This window comes from Pseudarthrobacter sp. LT1 (assembly GCF_035621795.1).
Classification (GTDB): Bacteria; Actinomycetota; Actinomycetes; order Actinomycetales; family Micrococcaceae; genus Arthrobacter.
Map to the genome: position 1 here is coordinate 89,816 of NZ_CP141830.1, position 24,556 is coordinate 114,371.

Sequence of the window (24,556 nt, forward strand, 5' to 3'; positions counted from 1 at the left end):
GGACAGAAGCCACCCGTTGCCCGTGGGCCGGTTGCCGGGCAGGCTGTGTGAATGACGAAGCTGCAGCCCGCCGCCAACCATTCAGGCCTCGACGCCGACGCTGTTGCCTCCGGGATCGAGCCGAACCCCGCCGGGGTCATCGCGCTGGAACCGGCGCTGGCCGGGATCTGGGAACTCGCTGCGCCGTACTTGACGATCCGGGACAACGACGCCCATACCCTGTACGCCTTCGGCCTGGCCCGCGCCCTGCTGGACGCCCACCCGGACGCGGACGCCGCCGTCGTGCTCCCCGCCATCCTGCTGCACGACATCGGCTGGTCACAGGTCCCGCCCGGCGACGTCCTGGCCGCCATTGCACCGGGCGGCGGCAGGCCGGACCTGGTGCTGCTGCACGAAAAGGAGGGGGCGCGCCTGGCCGCGGACATCCTCGCGGAGTGCCGTTACGACCGCACCAGGATCCCCGCCATCCTGAACATCATCGACGGCCACGATTCCCGGCGGGAGGCCCTCTCCATCGAGGACGCCATCGTCAAGGACGCGGACAAGACCTGGCGCCTCAGCCCGCACGGGATCGACACCGTCATGGACTGGTTCGGGCTGGACCGCGGACAGGCCCTGCGGCTCTGCTCGCAGCGCGTGCACGGCCACCTGTTCACCGCAGAGGCCCAGGCAATGGCGCGGGCACTGTCGGCACTGGAATCGGTCACCCTCTGGCCGCAGCGGCAACGCCTGCTTGGCTGAACTGGAAACCGGCGCGGCCCGGAGCCGTTCCCGCGCTTAGACTCTTTCCGGACGCTGCCGGCACCCTGGGCCCAGCGCCAGGAGCGAGGAGGCCCCCATGGCCGGCGGCAGCCGCGACCCCGGACGCACCGTGACGTCCAAAGTGCTGTCCATCCTGGAAGCCTTCGAGACCTCCCGCGGCGCCCTGAGCCTGACCGACATCGCGGACAAATCCGGGCTGCCGCTCAGCACCGCGCACCGCTTGGTGAACGAACTGACCGACTGGGGATTCCTGTCGCGGGAACCGAACGGCCGCTATCAGCTGGGCATCCGGCTGTGGGAGCTGGCGCAGAACACCGGCCGCCAGCTGCGAGATGCCGCCCATCCCTACATCCAGGACCTGTTCTCGCTGACCGGCGAGACGGCACACCTGGCCATCCGGGCCGGCAATGAGGTCCTTTACATCGACCGCGTTTACGGCTCCAAGCGCGTGCCCCGCGCATCCCGGGTGGGCGGCCGCCTGCCCATGCACGCCACCGCCGTCGGGAAAGTCATCCTGGCGTTCGAAGACGACTGGGTGCGCGACGCCTACCTGCACCGGGACCTGGAACGCGCCACCGCCCACACCCACATCGACCCGCAGAAATTCACCGCCGAGCTGGCGGACATCCACGCGCAGGGCTACGCCACCACCCTCGAGGAAGTGCGGCTTGGCTCATGCTCCATCGCGGTCCCGGTGTTCCATACAGGCCGGATTGGCGCCGCCATCGGCCTGGTGCTGCCCACCGCCCAGGCGTCCACCATGACCAGGTACCTTCCCGTCCTCAAGGGCATATCGGCCCAGATCGAAAAGGCCACAGCACGCATCCCCCTGGAGACACTGATCGGCGTCCACAAAGGACCTCGCGGCTGAGGCCATTCGTTTCCGTCCAGTGGAAGCCCGCGCTGTCCCTGCCCGGTGATGTGGACCACACTGGTCACTAAGAACCCCCCGCCGCCCTGAGGCGCCGGACGGAGCCAAAGTCACCAGGAGTCACCATGTCATCGTCGACAGAAACGGCTGGCCGCTGTCCTTTCGGGTACGGCGCCGAAGCCCCCGCCGGGCACCACGGCTACGAACCCTTCCAGATGAAGGATCCCTTCACCGCCTACGCAGAACTCCGGGCCGAGCAGCCCGTGATGTTCGATGAACGTACCGGCCTCTACGTCGTCTCCCGCTACGACGACATCAAAGCCGTCTTCGAGGACTGGGAAACGTTCTCCAGCGAGAACGCACAGGCCCCGGTCCGGGAGCGGGGACCCGCCGCGAAAAAGATCATGGAGGACGGCGGGTTCACCGCCTACTCCGGCCTGTCCGCCCGCCGTCCGCCGGAGCACACCCGCATCCGCGCCGTGGTGCAGAAGGCCTTCACGCCCCGCCGGTACAAGGCCCTGGAACCGTTCATCCGGCAGAACGTGGTGGACCTGCTCGAAAAGATGCTTTCCCGTGAAGAGCGCCGCGGGGACCTGGTCAAGGACCTGGCCTACGACGTTCCCACGATCACCATCCTCACCCTGATCGGGGCCGACGTTTCCCAGGTGGACACGTTCAAGCGCTGGTCGGACTCCCGGGCCGCCATGACCTGGGGCGACCTCAGCGACGAACAGCAGATCCCGCATGCCCACAACCTGGTGGAGTACTGGCAGGAATGCCTGCGCCTGGTCCGGGTGGCCCACGAACAGGGCGGCGACAACCTCACCGCAGACCTGGTCAAGGCCCAGCAGGACGGCGCCGAGATCTCGGACCACGAGATTGCCTCGGTCCTGTACAGCCTGCTCTTCGCCGGCCACGAGACCACCACCACCCTCATCTCCAACGCCCTGCGCGAGCTCCTGGCGCGACCGGAGCAGTGGCAGCAGCTGGTGGACGATCCTAAGAAGATCCCCGCCGCGATCGACGAGGTCCTCCGCTACGCAGGCTCCATCGTCGGATGGCGCCGCAAGGCCCTGAAAGACACCGAGGTGGGCGGCGTTCCCATCGAGAAGGGCTCGCAGTTGCTGCTCCTGATGGGCTCGGCCAACCGCGATGAAACCAAGTTCACCGCCGGCGAGGACTTCGACATCACCCGGCCCAATGCCCGCGAGCACCTTTCCTTCGGATTTGGCATCCACTACTGCCTGGGCAACATGCTCGCCAAGCTCCAGGCAAAAATCGCGCTCGAGGAAGTGGCCCGGCTCGCCCCCAGGCTGCAGCTCGACGCCCCGGAGGACATCGCCTTCCGCGAAAACCTCTCCTTCCGTGTTCCCGAGACCGTTCCTGTCACCTGGAAGGCCTAAGCACCATGCACAGCAATGACTATGTCCAGTTCTTCGACGGCGGCATTGAGCCGAAGCTTGAAAACCTCGGCGGCAAGGGCGCGTCCCTGGTCACCATGACGTCCGCCGGCATGCCCGTTCCGCCCGGATTCGTCGTCACCACCGCGCAGTTCGATGCCTTCATGGACGAAGCCGGCATCACGGCGAAAATCCACGAACTGCTCGCCGGCCTCGACCCGGAGGACACGCGGCAGGTGGACCAGGTGTCCGCAGCCATCCGCGAGGACATTTGCTCCCGCCCGGTACCGGAGGCCCTGCGCAGTATGACCATTGCCGCTTATGAATCGCTGATGGCCCGCTTCGACGCCCCCGTCCCGGTGGCAGTGCGCTCCAGCGCCACCGCCGAGGACCTGCCGGACGCTTCCTTCGCCGGCCAACAGGACACCTACCTTTGGCTGGATGGCGTCAAGGCAGTCACCGACCACATCCGCCAGTGCTGGGCGTCGCTCTACACCTCCCGCGCCATCATCTACCGGCTCAAGAACAGCATCCCCAACGAAGGCCTGTCGATGGCCGTAGTGGTGCAGAAGATGGTCAACTCCAAGGTCTCCGGCGTGGCCATCACCATGGACCCCACCAACGGCGACCGGTCCAAGATCACCATCGATTCCTCCTACGGCGTGGGCGAGATGGTGGTCTCCGGCCAGGTCACCCCGGACAACATCGTGCTGGACAAGGTGACCCTCGCCGTCGTCAGTGAGCACCTGGGCGACAAGCACGCCGAGCTGGTCCCGGACGCCGGTGCCAAAGGGCTGGTTGAACGCGAGGTCGACGACGAACGCCGGGGCCGCCGCAGCCTCACCGACGCCGAGCTCACCGCCGTCGCCCAGATGGCCAAGCGGGCCGAGAAGCACTACAAGTGCCCGCAAGACATTGAGTGGGCCCTCGACGCCGACCTCCCGGACGGCGAAAACCTGCTCCTCCTGCAGTCCCGGCCGGAAACGGTCCACTCCTCCAAGCCCGCACCGGTGACCGCGCCCCAACCGGTCGTCACGGGCGGCTACTTCAGCGGACTGAGCACCCCCGCGCTCAAGCCGACTGCCTGACCCCCATCCGAGGCTTCACCCCCACCAAGGCTCACCGCCGAGCCCTCCTGAAAGGACCGCCATGTCCATGAAGTCGTTCCCCAAGCCCTCCGAGCTGCCGGTTCCCGCCGGGGCCGAAGGCTGGGAAAAGATCTACCCCTACTACCTGGTGTTCCAGGACAAGCTCAAGGAGCAGGAGGACGCCAAGTTCTGGTTCTGCGACAGCCAGCACTGGCCCACCGTGTTCAAGCCCTTCGAGACCATCGGCGGCGAATTCGCGGTCAAGTGCCTGGGCCAGTACAACGCCCGGCACCTGATGATCCCCAACGCCAACGGCATCGAGTTCCGCATCCACCTGGGGTACCTCTACATGTCCCCCATTCCCGTCCCGGAGGATCAGATTGCCGCCCGTGTGCCGCTGTTCGAGCAGCGCGTCGGCCACTACTTCCAGAACTGGGAGCAGCTGCTCAAGGAATGGCACGTCAAGGTCAAGGGCACCATCGCCGAGATGGAGACCATTTCCTTCCCCAAGCTGCCGGACATGGTCCCCATGGAGGACATCACCTCCGGCAAGGGCAAGGACGGCTCCGAGAAGCTCCTGGAAAGCTACGACCGCCTCATCCAGCTGGCCTACCAGAACTGGCAGTACCACTTCGAGTTCCTGAACCTGGGCTACATCGCCTACCTGGACTTCTTCAACTTCTGCAAGCAGGTCTTCCCCAACATCCCGGACCAGTCGATCGCCAGCATGGTCCAGGGCGTGGACATGGAACTGTTCCGCCCCGATGACGAGCTCAAGCAGCTCGCCAAGCTTGCCGTCGAACTGGGCCTCCAGCCCCACTTTGGAAACACGGACGACGTCGAGGCTACTTTGGGTGCCATCGCCGCCGCCCCGGGCGGGGACCGCTGGCTGGCCCAGTACGAAGGTGCCAAGGACCCGTGGTTCAACTTCACCGTGGGCAACGGCTTCTACGGCCACGACAAGTACTGGAACGTGAACCAGGAAATCCCGCTGGGCTACATCGCCGACTACATCCGGCGCGTGGACGAGGGCCAGGAGATTATGCGTCCCGTCGAGGCCCTCATCGCCGAACGCGACCGCATCATCGAGGAATACCGTGACCTCCTTGAAGGCGAGAACCAGGCAGTCTTCGACGCCAAGCGCGGCCTCGCTGCCACCGCCTACCCCTACGTGGAGAACCACAACTTCTACATCGAACACTGGACCATGGGCGTCTTCTGGCGCAAGATCCGCGAACTCTCCCGCATGATGCATGCCGAGGGCTTCTGGACCCAGCCGGACGACCTGCTCTACCTGGGCCGCAACGAGGTCCGCGACGCCCTCTTCGACCTGGTCACCGGGTGGGGCGTGGGTGCCAAGCCCATCGGCCCCGACTACTGGCCCGAAGAGATCGAACGCCGCCGCGGCATCGTGGACGCCCTCAAGACCGCCCGCCCCGCGCCGGCCCTGAACACCCCGCCGGCATCCATCACCGAACCCTTCACCCGGATGCTCTGGGGCATCACCACCGAACAGGTCCAGCAGTGGCTGGGAGCCGGTGAAGAAGTGGAAGGCGGCGGACTGCGCGGCATGGCCGCCTCACCCGGCGTGGTGGAAGGCCTGGCCCGCGTGGTCACCGACGCCGACCAGCTCTCCGAGGTGCAGCAGGGCGAAATCCTGGTGGCCACGGTGACGGCTCCCTCCTGGGGTCCCATCTTCGGCAAGATCAGCGCCACGGTCACGGACATCGGCGGCATGATGAGCCACGCCGCGATCGTGTGCCGCGAATACGGCCTGCCTGCCGTCACCGGCACGGGCTCCGGATCCACCACCATCAAGACCGGCCAGCGGCTGCGTGTGGACGGCACCAAGGGCACGGTCCAGATCCTGGACGCCGAGGACGACCTCGTGGTTGCCGGACCCGGCGCCCACAGCCACAGCCATGTCTGAACGGGACATGCCCTCAGGCGAATATTCCGCTGAAGGCATGAACGAAAAGACGGTCCTTATCACCGGCGCCGCGGGCGGGCTGGGCAGGGCGTTCGCGCTCGGTTTTGCCGGCCGTGGATACCGGGTGGCGGTGGCGGACATCAATCTCGAGGGTGCCGAACAGACCGCCAAGCTGGTCCGTGAAGCGGGCGCCCACGCCGCTGCCTTCGCCGCCGACGTGACCGACGTCGACTCCACGGAGCAGCTAGCCGCAAGCTGCGTGGAGTTCGGCAACGGCCGCATCGACGTCGTCCTCAACAACGCGGCGGTGTACGCGGGGGTGACCCGCAGCCGCTTCGAGGACATCAATCCGGCCGAATGGGACCTGGTGATGAACGTCAACCTCAAGGGACCCTGGCTGGTGACCCGTGCCGCGAGCCCCTACCTGGGGGAAGGCGGACGCGTCATCAACCTTTCCAGCGCCACGATCTTCAGCGGCTCCGAGCAATGGGCGCACTACGTCGCCTCCAAGGGCGGCGTGGTGGCACTCACCCGGGTCATGGCCAAGGAACTGGGTCGGCGGGGGATCACGGTGAACGCGATCGCCCCCGGCTTCACGCTCACCGAGGCCAGCTACGGACTGATGGAAAACGCCGAGAACTACGGCGTGGACCGCGGCGCCATCAAACGCGCCAGCCAGCCCGAGGACATTGTGGGCGCCGCCCTGTTCCTCGCCGGGCCTGACAGCTCTTACTACACCGGCCAGACCATGGTGGTGGACGGCGGCCGGCAGTTCATCTGACCGGCCACCCCCGCCCCCATCCAACCAACTTCAAGCAAGGAGGACCACAATGCCAACGGTTCACTTCACCGACGCAGAAGGCACCGTCCGGGACGTCGAAGGCAATGCAGGCGATTCGGTCATGGAAACCGCGGTGCGCAACGGCGTTCCCGGCATCGTGGCCGAGTGCGGCGGTTCGCTGTCCTGCGCCACCTGCCACGTCTTCGTCCGCGAGGACTGCGCCTCGCAGCTGCCCGCCATGGAGGACATGGAGGATGAAATGCTCTATGGCACTGCCGTGGACCGTGAGGACAACTCCCGGCTGTCCTGTCAGCTCCGCCTGACGGAGGAGCTGGAACTCTTCGTCACCACCCCCGAAACCCAGGTGTAGCCATGGGAACGCAGGCAGTAGAGCAGGAAGCCGGAACGGCCACGGTTCCCACCAGGACCGGGCTCCTGATCATCGGCGCCAGCCAGTCCGGCGTGCAGTTGGCGGTATCGCTCCGGGCGCTGGGCTTCGACGAACACATCACCCTGCTGGGGGACGAGGACCACCGCCCGTACCAGCGGCCGGCGCTGTCCAAGGAGTTCCTGCAGGGCACCGTGGAAAGCGAATCCCTCATCTTCCGGTCCAACGACTACTGGGCCGAGCACAACGTGGACCTGGTCAAGGGCGAATACATCGTCCGGATCGACAAGGACGCGGACGGTTCCGGGGTGGCGCATGCGTCCTCGGGCCGGGAGTTCCCGTTCAAGCGGCTGGCCCTCACCGTCGGCGCCCGTGCCCGGAAGCTGGAGATTGACGGCAACGGCCTGGACGGCGTGCTCTACCTCCGCAATGCCGACGACGCCCTGGCACTGAAGGCAAGAGTGGGCGACGCCACGGATGTGGTGGTGATCGGCGGCGGGTTCATCGGCCTGGAGGCCGCGTCATGCCTGCAGAAAATGGGTAAAAATGTCACCGTGCTCGAGTTCGGGCCGCGGCTGGTCGGCAGGGCCGTAGGGGAGGAGACCGCCGAATACTTCCTGCAGGCCCACCGGTCCCGCGGCCTGGATATCCGCCTCAACACCAGTGCGGCGCGCTTCACCGCTGACGACGGCGGCACCCGGGTTGCCGCCGTCGAACTCCAGGACGGGACGGTACTGCCGGCACAGATCGTCCTGATCGGCATCGGCGTCATTCCCAACACGCAGCTGGCAGAACAGCTGGGCCTGGCCGTGGACAACGGCGTGGTGGTGGACCGGTTCGCGCTGGCCTCCGACGGCACCACGGTGGCCGTGGGGGACGTCGCCAACATGCCCAACCCCGTTCCCGGCTCCGAGCCCGGGGAACGGATCCGGCTGGAAAGCGTCAACAACGCCATCGAGCACGCCAAGGTGGCCGCCTATTCGCTGACCGGACGGCGCGAGGAATACGCCGGCATCCCGTGGTTCTGGTCCAACCAGGCGGACCTCAAGCTGCAGATCGCCGGCCTGTGCAACGGCTACGACCAAACCGTGGTCCGGAACGACCAGGAACGCGGAAAATTCAGCGTCCTCTACTACCGCCAGGGCCGCATCATCGCCGCGGACTGCGTCAACGCACCACTCGACTTCATGGCCGTCAAGAACGCGCTCGCCAAGGGCCTCAACATTCCCGCCGATGCCGCCGCAGACCCCGGCACCCAACTCAAGACCATCACTACGGACAGCTAGCCGCGAGGCCGGCCAACCCGAAGGAGCATTATGAGCACCCCCAAGACGCCGTTTGCCCCGGCGGAGCCCGGCACCGCCGCCGGCAGCGCCCCCGGCACCGCACCGGACACGGGCGACGCCCTGGCCGATGCCTTTGCCGCTGAGTACAGCGTCCGGCCCATTCCCGCCCCGGGACCCGTGGATACCACCCCCATCACGGGCACCCCCGCGGCCCTGGACTCGCTCGACGCGCTCTGGAAAGCAGTGGTCCACGAAACCAGGACCCGCGGCAACGACATCCACCTGCCCATCTCCCTTGCCTTCGCCGAACGGCTGTGCCGGGCCTACCCGGACGCGGACGCCGAACTGGTCCGGGTGGCAACGCTGCTGCACGACACCGGCTGGGCCCACGTGGATGAGTCCCGGATCCTCTCGGAAGGGTTCACGGGGGACTGGCGCAAGGCCACCATCCGCTATGAGCACGAGAAGCAGGGCTGCGACGTGGCCCGACGGGTCCTCCCCGGACTGGGCTACGCCCCCGGCTTCGTGGACCAGGTCTGTGCGATCATCGACGGCCACGACACCCGGCCCGTGGCCCGCTCACTGGAGGACGCGCTGATGCGTGACGCCGACAGGCTGTGGCGGTTCGACCACGCCGGCATCGCCCTGGCCTCATCCTGGTTCGGGATGGACCCCGCCACCTACACGGACCGGCTGGCCGCCGAAATCATCCCGGAACTCATCACTGAGGCTGCCCTGGAGATGGCCACCGCGGACCTCTGCCGGTCCAACGCCCTGCTGAAGACGGCGGTGATCCGATGACCTCCGCCACGCATGACGCACCGGCCCTGGCCACACGGTCCGGCCTTGCCCTGCCGCACACCCACGTGGACACCATCTACTTCGACGGCGCCTGGCAGCGGTCCCGGGGCACCGGCCGGAACCCGGTCACCGACCCCGCCACCGGCGAAATCTGGGGCTCGGTCCCGGACGGCACCCCGGAGGACGTGGATGCCGCCGTCGGCTCCGCCCAAAAAGCGTTCGCTGGCAAATGGCCCCGGCTGGCACCGTCCGGGCGGGCCGCCTACCTGCTCCGGATCGCCGACGAAGTGGAGAAGCGCGCTGACGAACTCTCCCTGACCAACTCGCGGGAGAACGGATCGCCGGTGGCCGAATCGTCCGGTGCTGCCGCCAACGCCGCCGGGATCCTCCGCTATTTCGCCACCCTGGCCGGATACCTGGAACAGGAGGACGTCCGGCCCTTCCCCCGTGGCGGCGGCGAATCGGTGGTGCGGCGCGATCCCCTGGGCGTCTGCGCCCTGATCGCCCCGTGGAACTTCCCCATCAACCTGGTGATGATCAAGCTGGCGCCGGCGCTGCTGGCCGGCTGCACCGTGGTGATCAAACCCGCGTCCCCCACCCCGCTGTCCATCCGCGTGATCATCGACGCCATTGCCGCAGCAGGCGTCCCGGCCGGCGTCGTCAACCTGGTCACCGGCTCCGGCCGCCTGGGTGACGTGCTGGTCAAGCACCCCGGAGTGGCCAAGGTAGCGTTCACGGGTTCGACGCCGGTGGGCCGCAAGATCGCCGCGGCCTGCGGCGAGCTGCTGCGCCCTGTCACGCTGGAACTGGGCGGCAAGTCCAGCGCCATCGTCCTGCCGGACGCGGACCTGGACGCCATGTCCCGGGTGCTGATCAAGTCCTCCATGCGCAACACCGGGCAGACCTGCTACATCTCCACGCGCATTCTGGCCCCGGCCAGCCGCTACGACGAAGTGGTGGACATGGTTACTGCCACCATCGCCGCCGGGAAACAGGGTGATCCGCTGGATCCCGAGACGGTGTTTGGCCCCTGCGCCACCGAACCGCAGTACCGGACCGTCATGGAGTACGTCGAGTCCGGGCTGGCTGAAGGCGCCCGCGCCACCACCGGAGGGCGCGCTGCGTCGCTGACCGGAGGGTTGGAGAACGGCTACTTTGTGGAGCCAACTGTGTTCGCCGACGTCACCCCGGACATGCGGATCGCCCGCGAAGAGATCTTCGGGCCGGTGATCACCATCCTCAAATACAACGACGCCGGCGGCAGTGTCGAGGAGGCAGTGGCGCTGGCGAACAACACTGAATTCGGCCTGGGCGGCCTGGTGTTCGGCCGGGACGAGGACGCCGCGCTCGCCGTGGCGGACCGCATGGACACGGGCTCGGTGGGACTGAACTTCTTCGCCTCCAACCACTCCGCCCCGTTCGGCGGCCGGCACGACTCCGGGCTGGGCACCGAGTACGGGATCGAGGGCCTCAACGCCTACCTGAGCTACAAGTCGATCCACCGGAAAAGGTAGGGCGCGGCAGGCGTCGCGCCAGGCATGCTTTCAGGCAGCGCACGACGGCGGAAGCCAGGATTTCCGGGGCTTCCCCGCCCAAGGTGGGCCGAAAGCGTGCCGTGCGTGACGCCGTCGTCCGTCTTACGTCTTGCAGGGCGGGGCCTGCTACGGCAGGCGGGACGGACGGAGGACGCTCGCCTCGCCTGCCCGGGCAGGGTCCAGCGGCACCGGGCTGACCAGCACGGCAGGACCCTGGTGCAAAAATCCACTGGAGACGGCCCGGCAGCGGATGCCGCCACGGCCGCGCATGGCCGGATGGGCGCCGGGGGCGAGCATTTCGTTCATCCAGGCGCAGGGCTGGGCGTGCCGGCCGCCGTGCAGGGTCACCGAGGAGCCGCCGGATTCCAGCACGAAGTCCTGCCCCAGCAACGGCACCAGCTGGGCTCCGCGCAGCACCACGTTCCGGCGGGTCAGCAGCGGATCGAACGGCGCCGTGCCCAACTCGGCGGCGATGGCTTCGAGGGATTCGACGGCGAACAGGGTCACCGCAGCATCCATGTGGGCGGCCTTGCCGAAGAAGCGGTCGCCCACGATGCCCTTGCCGGCCACCACCTCGGCCTGCGGAGCATCAGTGGTGGGAACGCTGGCGGCACCGTCCCGGGCCCGGCCAAAGTAAGCGTGCGCGGGGGATACCAGCAGGTGCAGGATCTCGACGTCGTACCGGAACTTTTCGGGCATACGGCCAGCGTAGGCCAGCCCGGCATTGAAATCCTGCCGCCGGATGGAAGGATCAGGAACCATGGAGACCTCACCTGCCGGCCAAGCCAGCGCGCTGCCCAGGAAACGGACGGCCCTTTTCTGGGCATCGGCAGGGTGCGCCGCCGCCCTGACCGGCGTTGCGCTGTGGATGCTGGCAGGGAACTCGGCTGTCCTGGGCGGCCACCCGCTGCTGCCGGGCATCCTGCTGGCAGCGGCTGCCGCCGGTGCCGGCTGGGCAGCTCTGCTCTGGCGCCGCCGCGATGTCCCCCGGCCCCGCTCCCGCGTCCGGGCCGTCGCGGCGTGGGCCGGCAGGGTTGCCGTCCTGGCGCTCGCCGCCGGGCTGGCCTGGCTCAGCCCCTTCGCCTACCAGCCGGGCCCAACGGCGGAGGCCGGGCCGGCATCGGACCTCACTGTCACCGAAACCAGTACCGCCATCACCATGTCACCCGACGCAGCAAACGCCACCAAAGGACTGGTCTTCTACCCGGGCGCACGCGTGGACGCCCGGGCCTACCAGGACATCCTGGGCCCCGTGGTGGGCGCCGGGTACCGGGTGGTCATCCTGAAGGAGCCGCTCGGGCTGAGCCTGCTGGACGGCAACCAGGCCCGCAGCGCCATCGAGGACAACCCGGACATCACCACGTGGGCGGTGGGCGGCCACTCCCTGGGCGGGGTGTCCGCATCGTCATTCGCCCTGGCGAACACCGACATTAATGGCCTGGTCCTGTACGCCTCCTACCCGGTGGAATCGCTGCGGGGACGGCCCGGCCTCTCCGTCCTGTCCGTCTCCGGGACCAAGGACGGTCTCAGCACGCCGGACAAGATCCAGGCCTCCCGGGAACTCCTGCCCCCGGACACGGAGTTCGCCGCCGTCCAGGGCGGAGTGCACGCGTTCTTCGGTGACTACGGCGCACAACCGGGCGACGGCCAGCCCGGCATCAGCCGCAGCGCCGCCCAGCAGCAGGTCGCCGCCGCCACCGTCAGCTTCCTGGGTCAGCTGCCAGGCGGACGCTAAGCAGGGTCCAGCGGCTTCAGGCCCCGACGTACGCCGCCAGATGCTGGCCGGTGAGCGTGGCCCGGCCGGCCACCAGGTCAGCCGGGGTGCCCTCGAAGACGATCCTGCCGCCGTCGTGCCCTGCTCCCGGGCCGATGTCGATGATCCAGTCACCGTGCGCCATCACCGCCTGATGGTGCTCGATGACGATCACGGACTTTCCTGAATCAACCAGCCGGTCCAGCAGCCCCAGCAGCTGTTCGACGTCCGCCAGGTGCAGCCCCACCGTGGGCTCATCCAGGATGTAGACGTCTCCGGACTCCGCCATCTGGGTGGCCAGCTTGAGCCGCTGGCGCTCGCCGCCGGACAGGGTGGTCAGCGGCTGGCCCAGGGAGATGTAGCCCAGGCCCACGTCGGCCAGGCGTTCCAGGACCTTGTGCGCGGCGGGCGTTTTGGCCTCGCCCTCGGCAAAATACGCCAGTGCCGCATCCACCGACATGTCCAGGACGTCCGCAATGTTCTGGCCGCCCAGAGTGTATTCGAGGACGGCGGGCTGGAAACGGCGCCCCTCGCAGTCCTCGCAGGTGGACTCGACCGTGGCCATGACGCCCAGCTCGGTGAAGATCACGCCGGCGCCGTTGCAGGTGGGGCAGGCACCCTCTGAGTTGGAGCTGAAGAGCGCCGGCTTTACGCCGTTGGCCTTGGCGAACGCCTTTCGGATGGGCTCCAGCAGGCCCGTGTAGGTGGCCGGATTGCTCCGTCGGGACCCCTTGATGGCACCCTGGTCGATGACGACCACCCCTTCGCGTTTTGCCAGCGAGCCGTGGATCAGGGAGCTCTTGCCGGAGCCGGCCACGCCCGTCACCACGCAGAGGACGCCGAGCGGCACATCGACGTCGACGTCCTGCAGGTTGTTCGTTGACGCGCCGCGGACCTCGAGGGCGCCGGCGGCCTTCCGGAAGGAGTCCTTCAGGCGGGCGCGGTCGTCCAGGTGCCGGCCGGTAATGGTGCCGCTGGAACGCAGCCCGTCCACATTGCCCTCGTAGACAATCTCGCCGCCGCCGGTACCGGCCTTGGGACCGAGGTCGACGACGTGGTCGGCGATGGCGATCATCTCCGGCTTGTGCTCCACCACCAGGACCGTGTTGCCTTTGTCGCGCAGCTGCAGCAGGAGCGTGTTCATCCGCTCGATGTCGTGCGGGTGCAGGCCGATGCTCGGTTCATCGAAAACGTAGGTGACATCGGTGAGGGAGGAGCCCAGGTGCCGGATCATCTTGGTCCGCTGCGCCTCACCTCCGGAGAGGGTGCCCGCCGGGCGGTCCAGGGAGAGGTAGCCGAGGCCGATCTCGGCGAACGAATCCAGCAGGTCGCGCAGCCCGGCGAGCAGCGGCCGCACGGAGGGCTCGTCCAGCCCGCGGATCCACTGTGCCAGGTCGCTGATCTGCATGGTGCACAGGTCCGCGATGTTCTTGCCGTTGATCCGGGAGTTGAGCACTTCCGGGGTCAGGCGGGTTCCGCCGCAGTCCGGGCAGGTGGCGAACGTGACGGCGCGCTCCACGAACCGCTTCACGTGCGGCTGCATCGCCTCCACGTCCTTGGAGAGCATGGACTTCTGGATCTTGGGGATGACCCCTTCGAACGTGAGGTTGACGCCTTCCACGTTGATCTTGGTGGGCTCGGCGTACAGCATCGTGTCCAGCTGCTTCGCCGTGAACTTGGCGATCGGCTTGTCCATGGGCAGGCCCATGCCCTCGAACAGGCGGCCGTACCAGCCGTCCATGGAGTAGCCGGGAACGGTGAGCGCGCCCTCGTTCAGGGACTTTGACTCGTCATAGAGGGCGGTCCGGTCGATGTCGCTAATGTTCCCCATGCCCTCGCAGCGCGGGCACATGCCGCCCAGGTAGGTGACTTGGCGTACCACGTTCTTCTCCACCCGGCCACCTTTCTCGGTGCTCATGATGCCGCTGGCCTTGCGGGTGGGCACGTTGAAGGAGAAGGCCGTGGGCGGGCCGACGTAGGGCTTGCCCAGCCTGCTGAACAGGATCCGCAGCATGGCGTTGGCGTCGGTGGCCGTGCCTACGGTGGAGCGCGGGTTGGCGCCCATCCGCTCCTGGTCCACGATGATCGCCGTGGTCAGCCCCTCCAGCCGGTCCACGTCCGGCCGGGCCAGGCTGGGCATGAACCCCTGCACGAACGCGCTGTAGGTTTCGTTGATCATCCGCTGCGACTCGGCGGCGATGGTGGCGAACACCAGCGAGCTCTTGCCGGAGCCGGAAACACCCGTAAACGCGGTCAGCCGGCGCTTGGGCAGCTCCAGGCTCACGTCCTTCAGGTTGTTCTCCCGCGCGCCCTGCACCCGGATCAGGTCGTGGCTGTCGGCAACGTGCGCTCCCTGCCTGGTTTCCATGTCTGCTTCCGTGCTCAAAGTGTCCCCCTTCTTCCTGGAGCGGCGCCGAAGCGGAGCTGCGCTGGCAGCCCCCGTTCCGGCGTCGTCCGGTATATACGTGTCTGTTTATATGCCTAGGGCTGCTGGTTGATGCGGACCGTGTTGCCGGCCGGGTCGCGGAAGGCGCAGTCGCGGATGCCGTAGGGCTGGTCGATGGGTTCCTGGACCACATCGGCCCCGGTTGCCTCCACCTTGGCGAACGCGGCGTCCACGTCGGGGGAGGAGAGGACGATGGTGGCGTAGGTACCTTTGGCCATCATCTCGGTGATGGTGCGGCGCTCACTCTCGGTGATGCCCGGGTCCACGGCGGGCGGGTGAAGGACGATGGAAACGTCCTTCTGGCCGGCGGGGCCTACGGTAATCCACCGCATGCTGCCGCGGCCTACGTCGTTGCGGATTTCGAAGCCCAGGGCGTCGCGGTAGAACGCCAGGGAGGCGTCCGGGTCTGTGGCGGGAAGGAAGGTTGAGGAAATGTTGATGTCCATGGCAGTCATGCTAGTGACGGCTCACGGGCCGGCGCTTCTCGATTCCTGACCGGTCTGGTGACCTGTTTCGCCACGCAGGCCGGGATCCCCGCCGTCGACTCCGCTGCCTCCTGTTTGTAGACGCTCGGCGGCATGCCCACCAGTTCGCTGAAGCGGGTGCTGAAGGTGCCCAGCGAGGAACAGCCGACGGCGAAGCACACCTCGGTGACGCTGAGGTCACCTTTGCGGAGCAGCGCCATGGCCCGTTCGATCCGGCGGGTCATGAGGTAGCTGTACGGGGATTCGCCGTAGGCCAGCTTGAAGCGGCGGCTGAAATGGCCGGCCGACATATGGACATCCCTGGCAAGGGATTCGACGTCCAGCGGCTGGGCATATTCGCGGTCCATCCGGTCTTTGACGCGCCTCAGCTGGGTGAGTTCGCGGAGGTAGGGATCGGAGGCAGGACTGCTGGTCACAGCTTCGATCGTGCTACGCCGCGCAGGCCTTGTCCAGACGTGGGGAGTATCACGTATCGGCAGTAATTTGGGCGTCAGCGCGCAGGATATGATTATGCCGCCGGCCAGCGTAAGAGGTCCTCGCCCGAACAGGGCTCGAGTCAACGCAGAGCTGGATGATGCAGATTCCCACGGAACGGCATCCGGCGAAACCACCCTTGAACCACCTCTTGAGCCCTGCCCTGATACTGCGCAGGCACCACCTTGGAAGGACGCCATGGAACTGCTGTGGGAAATTGCCGGCTGGGCAGGCGCGGTTGCGATTCTCAGTGCGTACCTGTCTGTTTCCATGGGGTGGCTGAAGGCCGGGAAGGGCTTCCAGACCGCCAACCTGTTCGGTTCGGTCGCCTTCATCATCAACGGAACGCTGCACGGCGCCTGGCCGTCAGTGGTTACCAATATTGCCTGGTTCCTGATCTCTGCCGTGGCGCTGGTCCGCATGCGTTCGGAGGAAGCGGCCGCCGAGCCGGTTGAAGCCGCGCATGTCCAGTATCCGGGTGTTCCGGACTCCACCGGCCAGCTGGCCGTCGTCGAGGCATTCACTGACGCCCTGCCCGTGGTCAGTTCCGCGCCCGTCCTGTCGGACGGGCCCCGGCTGGCCGTCTAGGCCAATGACGGCGTCCGGCGGTTACAGCAGGGGGTGGCCCTGGTTCTCCGGATCTCCGGCGCGGACGGTGGCGCGGTCAACGATGTCCTGCGCAACAGCGTAGACCTTGCGGTTTGTGTCCTGGCTCAGTTGGTTGATGAGCCCGTAGGCCTGGTCGGCGGTGACTCCGGTGCGGCCCATCAGGACGCCCTTGGCTTGTTCGATGACCGCCCGGTTGAGGGCCGACGCCGCCACCGCCTCGGTGGCAAGCTGGTGCCGGTCCGTATGGATTGACGTGGTGAGGTCCACCACCACGCCCCAGACGCCGATCGGGGTGTCTCCGTCCATGATGTAGTCAGCAGAGTAAAGCAGCTTGTGCTGGCGGTCCTTGCGGTCCCGGATGGACAGGTAGAGGGATGACGGTCCGCCATGGGTGGACACATGGTCCCAGTATGCCTGGACCCTTGGCCGGTCTTCGGGCTCGACGTGGGGAAGAACCATCTCCATGGTCGGGACCACCTCGCCCCGTTCGTACCCGTACATCCGGTACAGCCCGTCTGACCAGCGGAAGACGCCGTCCGCGAAGTAGTACTCGACGAATCCGGTGGGGCAGTTGAGGAAATCGGTGGGCGGGACTTTCCCCTGTATGGAGTCTGGGTGTGCACTGTTGGGAATCACTGAAGGGCCGTTCGACGTGCTGTAGCCCGGCTCCCCTGCGCCCAGGCCTGAAAACACCAGAATATAGCAGCGGGCCCGCGGCTGGGCCCGCAGGCCCGGGCGGCTTAAACAGGGCCGGGCGAACAGCGGACTTAGTGCGGAGACTCCTCGGCGGAGGCGGTGCCCAGATTGGCAATGGCCTGCCGTACCGCGGCCAGGTCCTGGTCGCCCAGGCCCTGCGCCACCAGTTCTGCGTACAGGTCGACGCCAGCGGAAGCCATGGGTGTAGCGGTGCGGGCATTGGCGGCGCTTTCCAGCACGAAGGACAGGTCCTTGTGCATGAACTTCGCCGGTCCCGTCGGCGTGTAATCCTTTGCCGCGAGCCGGGGGCCCACCAGATCCAGCACCCTGCTGGCAGCGAGGCCGCCAGCCAGGACCTCGAAGAGGGCACTGACGTCCAGGCCGGAGCGTTCCGCAAGCTCGGCAGCTTCGGCGAGTGCCGCCGTCGTGGTTCCCACGATCAGCTGGTTGCATGCCTTGGCCAGCGAGCCGGCACCCAGGTCCCCCAGCCGGCGGACGGAGGTCCCCATTGCTTCCAAAGCCGGGAGGGCCCGGTTGAAGTCTTCCGGGGATCCGCCGGCCATGATGGCCAGGGTCCCCCGTTGCGCTCCGTCCGTTCCGCCGCTGACCGGGGCATCGAGCACTGAGGCGTTCCCGCCGCTGGCATCCGCAACAGCGAGCCCGAAGGCCCGCACCGCGACCGGGGACACGCTGCTCATCACCACAACGAGTGTCCCGGCTGCGGGCGGTTCCGCCCGCCACGCTTCCAGGAGCCCCGCCGCAGCGTCCTCGATGAAGGGGAGGTCGGGGAGCATGAAGATGATGACGGGCTCGTCCCGAAGGTCCGCAACGTGGCTGGCGCCGGTCCCGCCCAGCGACTCGAGGTCGCGGACCGCGGCGGGGGAGCGGTTCCAGCCCGTGACCTGCCACCCTGCCGTGAGCAGGTTGGCGGCCATCGGTGCCCCCATCAGCCCCAGCCCGACGAACCCCGCGCGCTTGGGTGCGGGATCCGCCGGGCCGGGGTTGCCGTTGTTCACCTGGCGTCCTCCACGAGGACCAGGTCGCGGCCGTTGGTTTCCGGGGTGAAGAACGTGGTGGCGAACGAGATTGCCGCCAGGACCAGCGAGTAGATCGCGGGCACCAGCCAGGAGTGGTTGGTGGCCGCCAGCAGTGCGACGCCGATCATCGGGGCAAAGCCGCCGGCGAGCACCGCGGAAAGTTCGCGGCTGAGCGCCACGCCGGTGAAGCGGTGCTGGGAGCCGAAGAGTTCCGGGAGCAGGGCGCACTGCGGACCAAGCATGGACTGCACGCCGAGGGCGATGCCTACCACCATGACCGCCCAGACCAAGGCGACGTTGCCGAGCGTGACCAGGTAGAAGGCCGGCAGGGCGATGACGGCCTGGAAGAGCGCGCCGTAGCGGTACACGGGAACCCGGCCGAAGCGGTCGGACAGGGCGCCGAAGGCAACGACCAGCACCGCTGCGAAGCCCGCGGCGATCAGCAGGCCGGTGGGGCCGATGAACTTGTCGCCGGGGAAGACGCCGGCCGGCATGCTGATGAAGGACACCAGCAGCGCGGAGTAGATGGACGAGTTGCCGTTTTCGCCCATGCGGAGGCCAATGCCCACCAGCACGTTTTTCTTGGAGTGCTTCCAGATCTGGCCCACCGGGTTCTTGACCACGGCCTTGTGCTTCTCCAGTTCCTGGAAGACGGGGGTCTCCTTGAGGCGGAGGCGGATGAACACGGCAATCGCGATCAGGATGATGCTGGCCAGGAACGGAACGCGCCAGAGCCAGCCCTGCAGGACCTGCTTGTCCGCCAGGGCCATCAGGGCGAAGGTGCCGGCGCCCAGGAGGGTGCCGAGCTGGATGCCCACGAACGGCAGGGAAGCGAAGAAGCCACGACGACGGCGCGGGGCCACCTCGGAGATGAGGGTGGTGGCGCCCGCCTGCTCGGCGCCTGCGCCCAGGCCCTGCAGGATGCGCAGCGTCACCAGGAGCACCGCTCCCAGCATTCCCGCCTGTTCAAAGGTGGGCAGGAGGCCGATGGCGCAGCTGGACAGGCCCATCAGGCCGATGGTCAGGATGAGCACCATCTTGCGGCCGAAGCGGTCCCCGATGTGGCCGAAGACCACGCCGCCGAAGGGCCGCGCCGCGAAGCCGACGCCGTAGGTGGCGAAGGAGGCGATGACGGCTCCGCTCTCGCCGAGCGGCGCGAAGAACAGCGGGCCAAAGATCAGGGCCGAGGCCAGGCCGTAGATGTAGAAGTCGTAGTACTCCAGGGCGGATCCCACGGAGCTGGCAAGTGTTGCCCTTCGCAGCTGGTCCGGATCGACGACGGCGCCGTCCGTGGTGGCCTGCGGTGAGTTAGTACGAGTTGTCACGAGAACTCCCTCTAATGCACTCCAGGCCCCCGTTGGCCTGGTGGGATAGCGACAACACGTGTTGTGTCGGTCACTATGCTGAACACAATACAGCAAGCTGAACAACGAGCAACAGTTTTTGGTTTTGAGTTACGAAAAGCCCGTCCGGTTGGCGCGTTCCTAGCCCATCGGGTTGCCCAGGGAGTGGGCAAGTTCCTGCAGTTCCTTGACCATTTGGGAGCCCTGCTCCGGCGTGTAGGTGGCCTTGAGCGCTGTCACGGAAAGGCCCAGGCTGGGACCGTGGGCGCCGCGGGTGGGGACGGAGACGGCGAGGCACACCACGCCGGTGGTGGATTCTTCGTCCTCGAAGGCAAAGCCCTGCTCGCGGATCTCCTTCAGCTGCGCCTTCAGTTCCGCACCCGTGCGCAGGGATTTGGGTGTGAGCACCGGCAGTTCAGCGTCGTCCGGGAACATTTCCTCCAGGTCATGGTCACGCAGCCGCGCAATCAGCGCCTTGCCCACGGCGCACAGGGACACCGGCATCTTGTCGCCGATGTTGGACGTGAGCCGCACCGCGGGATGGCCCTCGTACCGGGCCAGGTAGATGACGTTGGTGCCGTCCAGCATGGCGATCCGCACCGTCTCGCGGGAAAGGACGGAGGCCTGTTCGCAGTAGCGGTAGAACTCCTGCACTTCATCCATCCGGCCAAGGTAGGCGGCGCCCAGTTCCACCAGCTTGCGGCCCAGGGTGAACTCCGAGCCCTGCCGGCTGATCAGCCGGGCCTCCTCCAGTGCCAGCAGGAGGTTGGAAGTGGAGGACTTGGGGATGCCCACTTCGCGCGAGAGGTCGCTCAGGGTCAGGCGGCCGGTGGCCGAGGCGGCGAGGGCATCCAGGACGGCTGCTGCCCGGGTGACAGCCGGCGCCGGCGAGGTGGCTCCGGCTTTGTCGGATGAAGCGGGGGCATGGGAATCGGCCATGATTCTCCTTTGGGTCGCCAGGGCAGACTTTGGTGTCGTTCAGTCGACTGAACGCAATCCATCATAAATGCGGCGGCCGTACCCCGGCGCTGTCAGGCCACCGGGCTGCTCAGGGTGCCAATGCCCTCCACCACAATCTCCACCCGGTCCCCGGGCTCGACGGGTACCACTGTGGCGGGCGCTCCGGTCATCACCACGTCGCCTGGTTCCAGGGTCAGCCATGAAGTGACGTAGATGAGGCATTCCACTACCGAGGAGGGGAGGTTGAAGGTCCCGGAGGTGGCCTTGGCTGTCCCGTTGACGTAGACGTCGATGGCCACCTTTTCGGGGTCCGGGAGTCCGGTTTCTATCCAGGGGCCGATAGGTGTGTAGTTGACGCCGGCCTTGCCTTGGAAGTTCCGCTCGTCCACCGCGTTCTGGTCCACGTTGGTGACGTCGTTGACGCAGGTGTAGCCGAGGACGTGATCCAGGGCGTTTTCTGAAGTCAGGTTGGCGGCTGTCCTGCCGATCACGACGGCGAGTTCACCCTCGGCATTGACCGTGCCTTGGCCGCGGACTGCGGTGATGGCGTCGCCCGGCCCGGCGACGGTGTGGACGGACTTGTGCCACGCCTGGATGGGCAGGGGATGGTCATTCAAGGTCCGGTTGTGGCCAATGCCCAGGACGACGGCGGGCGTCACCGGGGCGAGGAACGTGGCCTCGCTGTGTGTGGTGGCGCCGCCGGTGTAGCGGAGGGTTTCCTCAAACGGGTCGATGACGTGGTGCCATTCCCCGTCCCGTTCGATTGCGTGCTGCGGGCCTGCTGCTGTTTTTAGTCTTGCGATGCGCACCGGTTCTCCGCCCAGTCCTAGTAGAAGTGGACCGTGTCCACGAGGTGGGGGAGGTCCCCGCCGTCGAGGAACGTCCGGAGATTGCTGCAGAACCGCTCCGTGATGAGGCGGTTCTCGGCGGCGCTGAGGGCCGAGGTGTGGGGTGAGACCATGACCTTGGGGTGGTTCCACAGGGGGCTGTCCTGCGGCAGTGGTTCCACGGCGAAGACGTCCAGGCAGGCGTAGCCCACCTGGCCGTTGTCCAGTGCCTCCAGCAGCGCATCCTCGTCCACGACCGTTCCGCGGCCCACGTTGACGAACGTGGTCCCGGGCTTCATGGCGGCGAACATCTCCCGGTTGAACAGCTTTTCCGTGTAGGCGGTGCCGGGCAGAGTGTTGACGACGGCGTCTGCCGTGGCCAGGAGGGCGGGGAGGCCTTCGTTGTCCACGACGTGGTCGATCCCGTCGATGGGCTCCACGGTCCGCTTGGTGCCACTGACCTTCATGCCTAGCGCCCGGGCGATCCGGGCGGTTTCCAGCCCGATTTCACCCAGACCGCTGATGACCAGGTTTGATCCGTTGACCAGACGGGTGGGGACCCGGAGGCTGGGCCAGGCCTTCGCAGCCTGGTCCTGCGCAAGTTCGGCGCTGCGCTTGAAGCCGTTGAGGATTCCCATCGCCGCAAACTCTGCGAGGGGAAGGGCGTGGACTCCGGCGGAGGTGGTGATCCTGAACTTCTGCAGGACATCCTGGTTCAGCCCGGATGCCTTGACGGCTCCGCCCGCCCCGGCCGCCATGGCGTGGACCCACTGCAACCTTGGGTTTTCCCTGGCGACGCGTGCCAGGCCGTCAGGGCTCTCGTTGGGGAAGCCGTACAGCACCTCGGCGCTGTTGAGTATCTCCCAGTAGCGCTGTTCCTGTTCGTCCGTCCGTTTGAAGGCCGGATCCCCTGCGTGGTCGGCCGGGAAACGTTCGGGCGGCAGGAGGTCCGGCTGGTAGAGGACGTTGATGGACGGGTCAACGGCGCGGATCTGGTCCACAAGCTCTGCTTCGAGCGGGACGGCGATGGCCACTGTCTTGATGGAAGTCATGCGTACAGCATATTGGGCGTCGTCCTAAATAGTGAACACATATTTCGCTCTGGATGCTTTGTTCGGGATCTGAGGCCGCCGAACGCAACACTTTGGCGCTGCCGCATTGGACTCCGCCCTTTCGTGCGCCCATGGCCTAAATCACTTTTGCCCCTTGATAATGACGAATCTAGAATCTACACTCTAGAAAACGGCCCGATGTGGCCGTCATCACTGAGAGGGAAAGCAATGTCGCTTGCGCTAGCCGCGTTGTCACACGCGCCGTCATTTGGAAACGTCGATCCAGGCGGACACACCTTCGCGGAAATCAATGAAGCCCTGGGGGAGGTGCGCTCATTCGTTGAAGACTTTGCGCCGGACGTCACCGTCATTTTCGGCCCGGACCACTTCAATGGCGTCCTGTACTCGATGATGCCGCCGTTTGCCATTGGTGCTCAGGCTGTGGGAGTCGGTGACTACGGCACGGGGGAGGGGCCGCTTCCCGTCGATTCCGTTACAGCACGGCAGCTGCACGCACTGACCATCGCCCAGGGGATCGACATCTCCCGCTCCGAACGACTGGAGGTTGACCACGGCGTCATGCAGCCCCTGGAATTCCTCTTCGGTGCAGGTTTCACCCGTCCTTTTGTTCCCGTCTTCGTGAATGCGATCGGCAAGCCCCTGACCCCCATGGCGCGCATCCGCTTGATGGGCGAGGCCTTGGGCCGTGCTGCCCAGCAGTTGGATAAGCGAGTCCTATTGGTGGCATCCGGCGGACTTTCGCACAACCCGCCGATTCCCGAGTACGACGGTTCACCGGAGCCGGTCCAGCAGCGGCTGGTGTCCTACTCGCCGTCGAAGGAGGACCGGGCGGCCAGGGAAGGGAAGATCATCCAAGGCATTCAGGCAATTGCCGAAGGACGCGCATCCAGCGCTCCCCTTAATGAGGAATGGGACCAGAAACTGCTCAAGGTGTTCCGTTCGGGCTCCCTGAGTGACGTAGACAGCTGGGACAACGACGAATTCATCGCCGAGGGCGGAAGCGCCGCCCACGAGATGCGTTCGTGGATCGCCGCGTTCAGCGCATTGTCAACAGCAGGCGACTACCGCATGGTTGTTGACCGCTACTGGCCCGTCAAGACCTGGGGTGCCGGCTTTGGGATCACCGCTGCCATTCCCCAAGACTCATGACCCGGAAAACAATGTGGGGGGAGATTGCCGATCTTCCCCACACCCTCGAGTATGTTCAGGCAGGTCCGTGGCGGACCCGGGTCCTCACCGTTGGCGACGGCGAGCAAACCGTAGTCCTGCTCAACGGCACCAGCGGGCACATCGAAGCGTGGACGCACAACATTCGTGCACTGGCGAAGAAGTACAAGGTCATCGGCTACGACTACCCCGGGCATGGCTATACGACGTTGGCTGAAGCCGACCTGGAGATTCCTGACTACGAGGCGCACCTCCTCGAACTCCTGGACGTGCTCGGCTTGGACCAAGTGCACCTCCTGGGGGAGTCCCTGGGCGGATGGATCGCCATCAAGTTCGCCGCGCACCACCCCGAACGCCTCCACACCATCATACTGAGCGCCCCTGGGGGCCGGATGGTGGGACCAATGTCCATGGACCGGGTCAGCCCAATCAGCCGCAGGGCAGTGGAAGACCCCAGCTACGAGAACGTCAAGGCGCGGCTCCAGGTGGTCATCCATGATCCAGGGCAGATTACGGACGAGTTGGTGGAAGTGCGCCGCGCCATCTACGGACGGCCCGGCTTCATCACCTCGATGGAGCACATCATGGCGCTCCAGGTTCCGGATATCCGGGCCCGGAACCAGGTGACCAAGGAAGACTATGCGGCCATTCCTGTGCCGGCATTGCTCGTGTGGACGGACCACGAGCCGACTGGAGGCGTCGGCACGGGAGAGACCCTGGCAGCAGCCATTCCCGACGGCGAATTGGCGCTGATCCGCAACGCGGCCCACTGGCCACAGTGGGAGGACCCCGCCACTTTCAACGAAAAAGCACTCGATTTCCTCAGCAGAAAGGCCTGATACCG

The 24,556-nt window shown here is 66.6% G+C and carries 24 protein-coding genes; 14 read left to right on the forward strand and 10 right to left on the reverse strand.

All coding sequences use genetic code 11. The features are described 5' to 3' along the window. The first annotated feature begins 51 nt into the window (after positions 1-51). The 10 genes from VIK36_RS00460 to VIK36_RS00505 all read left to right on the forward strand — a co-directional run bounded on the left by VIK36_RS00460 (position 52) and on the right by VIK36_RS00505 (position 10,821). Positions 52-741 (forward strand): HD domain-containing protein, encoded by a 690-nt coding sequence (locus tag VIK36_RS00460; RefSeq protein WP_324643677.1) that lies wholly within the window; start codon positions 52-54, stop codon positions 739-741. Between the two features lie 97 nt (positions 742-838). Beyond that, a complete protein-coding gene (locus tag VIK36_RS00465) occupies positions 839-1,633 on the forward strand; it encodes an IclR family transcriptional regulator (protein WP_324643678.1) in 795 nt (264 codons plus the stop codon). A 125-nt stretch (positions 1,634-1,758) separates the two neighbouring features. Further along, positions 1,759-3,036, forward strand: coding sequence for a cytochrome P450 (locus VIK36_RS00470; protein ID WP_255173917.1), 1,278 nt, complete (start codon positions 1,759-1,761; stop codon positions 3,034-3,036). 5 nt (positions 3,037-3,041) lie between these two features. Beyond that, positions 3,042-4,121 carry a PEP/pyruvate-binding domain-containing protein gene (locus VIK36_RS00475; protein WP_324643679.1) on the forward strand — a complete coding sequence of 360 codons (1,080 nt, stop codon included), beginning with the start codon at positions 3,042-3,044 and terminating at the stop codon, positions 4,119-4,121. Between the two features lie 61 nt (positions 4,122-4,182). Beyond that, positions 4,183-6,051 (forward strand): PEP-utilizing enzyme, encoded by a 1,869-nt coding sequence (locus tag VIK36_RS00480; protein WP_324643680.1) that lies wholly within the window; start codon positions 4,183-4,185, stop codon positions 6,049-6,051. 37 nt (positions 6,052-6,088) lie between these two features. Continuing rightward, positions 6,089-6,832 (forward strand): SDR family NAD(P)-dependent oxidoreductase, encoded by a 744-nt coding sequence (locus VIK36_RS00485; RefSeq protein WP_324643681.1) that lies wholly within the window; start codon positions 6,089-6,091, stop codon positions 6,830-6,832. 49 nt (positions 6,833-6,881) lie between these two features. Next, the gene (locus VIK36_RS00490) at positions 6,882-7,202 is read left to right on the forward strand and encodes a 2Fe-2S iron-sulfur cluster-binding protein (protein ID WP_110542213.1); all 321 of its coding nucleotides are present in this window, start codon (positions 6,882-6,884) and stop codon (positions 7,200-7,202) included. A 2-nt stretch (positions 7,203-7,204) separates the two neighbouring features. Next, positions 7,205-8,506 (forward strand): NAD(P)/FAD-dependent oxidoreductase, encoded by a 1,302-nt coding sequence (locus VIK36_RS00495; protein WP_324643682.1) that lies wholly within the window; start codon positions 7,205-7,207, stop codon positions 8,504-8,506. A 30-nt stretch (positions 8,507-8,536) separates the two neighbouring features. Next, the gene (locus VIK36_RS00500) at positions 8,537-9,307 is read left to right on the forward strand and encodes an HD domain-containing protein (RefSeq protein WP_255173922.1); all 771 of its coding nucleotides are present in this window, start codon (positions 8,537-8,539) and stop codon (positions 9,305-9,307) included. Continuing rightward, on the forward strand, positions 9,304-10,821 hold the full coding sequence (locus VIK36_RS00505) for an aldehyde dehydrogenase family protein (protein ID WP_324643683.1): 1,518 nt from the start codon (positions 9,304-9,306) through the stop codon (positions 10,819-10,821). The genes VIK36_RS00500 and VIK36_RS00505 overlap by 4 nt, the downstream gene beginning before the upstream one ends. A gap of 147 nt (positions 10,822-10,968) precedes the next feature. Here the strand turns inward: VIK36_RS00505 and VIK36_RS00510 are convergent, their stop codons facing one another. Continuing rightward, positions 10,969-11,541 carry an MOSC domain-containing protein gene (locus VIK36_RS00510; protein ID WP_324645337.1) on the reverse strand — a complete coding sequence of 191 codons (573 nt, stop codon included), beginning with the start codon at positions 11,539-11,541 and terminating at the stop codon, positions 10,969-10,971. Between the two features lie 61 nt (positions 11,542-11,602). Between VIK36_RS00510 and VIK36_RS00515 the strand changes: the two genes are divergently transcribed. Beyond that, positions 11,603-12,577, forward strand: a complete 975-nt coding sequence (locus tag VIK36_RS00515; RefSeq protein WP_324643684.1) for an alpha/beta hydrolase — start codon at positions 11,603-11,605, stop codon at positions 12,575-12,577. A gap of 16 nt (positions 12,578-12,593) precedes the next feature. Here VIK36_RS00515 and VIK36_RS00520 read toward each other — a convergent pair whose 3' ends face one another. The 3 genes from VIK36_RS00520 to VIK36_RS00530 form a co-directional block, all read right to left on the reverse strand. Beyond that, positions 12,594-14,963, reverse strand: a complete 2,370-nt coding sequence (locus tag VIK36_RS00520; protein WP_324645338.1) for an excinuclease ABC subunit UvrA — start codon at positions 14,961-14,963, stop codon at positions 12,594-12,596. A gap of 113 nt (positions 14,964-15,076) precedes the next feature. Continuing rightward, complete coding sequence (locus tag VIK36_RS00525) at positions 15,077-15,496, reverse strand: VOC family protein (protein WP_324643685.1); 420 nt, start codon at positions 15,494-15,496, stop codon at positions 15,077-15,079. After that, the gene (locus VIK36_RS00530) at positions 15,493-15,942 is read right to left on the reverse strand and encodes a helix-turn-helix transcriptional regulator (protein ID WP_324643686.1); all 450 of its coding nucleotides are present in this window, start codon (positions 15,940-15,942) and stop codon (positions 15,493-15,495) included. Before VIK36_RS00530 ends, VIK36_RS00525 begins: the two co-directional genes overlap by 4 nt. A gap of 256 nt (positions 15,943-16,198) precedes the next feature. Here VIK36_RS00530 and VIK36_RS00535 point away from each other — a divergent pair, with 256 nt between their 5' ends. Continuing rightward, a complete protein-coding gene (locus VIK36_RS00535) occupies positions 16,199-16,588 on the forward strand; it encodes a CBU_0592 family membrane protein (protein WP_324643687.1) in 390 nt (129 codons plus the stop codon). A 21-nt stretch (positions 16,589-16,609) separates the two neighbouring features. Here VIK36_RS00535 and VIK36_RS00540 read toward each other — a convergent pair whose 3' ends face one another. The 6 genes from VIK36_RS00540 to VIK36_RS00565 all read right to left on the reverse strand — a co-directional run bounded on the left by VIK36_RS00540 (position 16,610) and on the right by VIK36_RS00565 (position 22,524). After that, positions 16,610-17,302 carry a PAS and ANTAR domain-containing protein gene (locus VIK36_RS00540; RefSeq protein WP_324643688.1) on the reverse strand — a complete coding sequence of 231 codons (693 nt, stop codon included), beginning with the start codon at positions 17,300-17,302 and terminating at the stop codon, positions 16,610-16,612. Between the two features lie 74 nt (positions 17,303-17,376). After that, the gene (locus VIK36_RS00545) at positions 17,377-18,321 is read right to left on the reverse strand and encodes an NAD(P)-dependent oxidoreductase (RefSeq protein WP_324643689.1); all 945 of its coding nucleotides are present in this window, start codon (positions 18,319-18,321) and stop codon (positions 17,377-17,379) included. Further along, complete coding sequence (locus VIK36_RS00550; protein WP_255173930.1) at positions 18,318-19,667, reverse strand: MFS transporter; 1,350 nt, start codon at positions 19,665-19,667, stop codon at positions 18,318-18,320. The genes VIK36_RS00545 and VIK36_RS00550 overlap by 4 nt, the downstream gene beginning before the upstream one ends. Positions 19,668-19,826: 159 nt before the next feature. Further along, the gene (locus VIK36_RS00555; RefSeq protein ID WP_324643690.1) at positions 19,827-20,624 is read right to left on the reverse strand and encodes an IclR family transcriptional regulator; all 798 of its coding nucleotides are present in this window, start codon (positions 20,622-20,624) and stop codon (positions 19,827-19,829) included. Positions 20,625-20,716: 92 nt separating this feature from the next. Next, complete coding sequence (locus VIK36_RS00560; RefSeq protein WP_324643691.1) at positions 20,717-21,454, reverse strand: fumarylacetoacetate hydrolase family protein; 738 nt, start codon at positions 21,452-21,454, stop codon at positions 20,717-20,719. A gap of 17 nt (positions 21,455-21,471) precedes the next feature. After that, on the reverse strand, positions 21,472-22,524 hold the full coding sequence (locus VIK36_RS00565) for a D-2-hydroxyacid dehydrogenase (protein ID WP_324643692.1): 1,053 nt from the start codon (positions 22,522-22,524) through the stop codon (positions 21,472-21,474). A gap of 228 nt (positions 22,525-22,752) precedes the next feature. Here VIK36_RS00565 and VIK36_RS00570 point away from each other — a divergent pair, with 228 nt between their 5' ends. After that, the gene (locus VIK36_RS00570; RefSeq protein WP_324643693.1) at positions 22,753-23,694 is read left to right on the forward strand and encodes a 3-carboxyethylcatechol 2,3-dioxygenase; all 942 of its coding nucleotides are present in this window, start codon (positions 22,753-22,755) and stop codon (positions 23,692-23,694) included. Next, positions 23,691-24,551, forward strand: a complete 861-nt coding sequence (locus VIK36_RS00575; protein WP_324643694.1) for an alpha/beta hydrolase — start codon at positions 23,691-23,693, stop codon at positions 24,549-24,551. Before VIK36_RS00570 ends, VIK36_RS00575 begins: the two co-directional genes overlap by 4 nt. Positions 24,552-24,556: the final 5 nt, after the last annotated feature.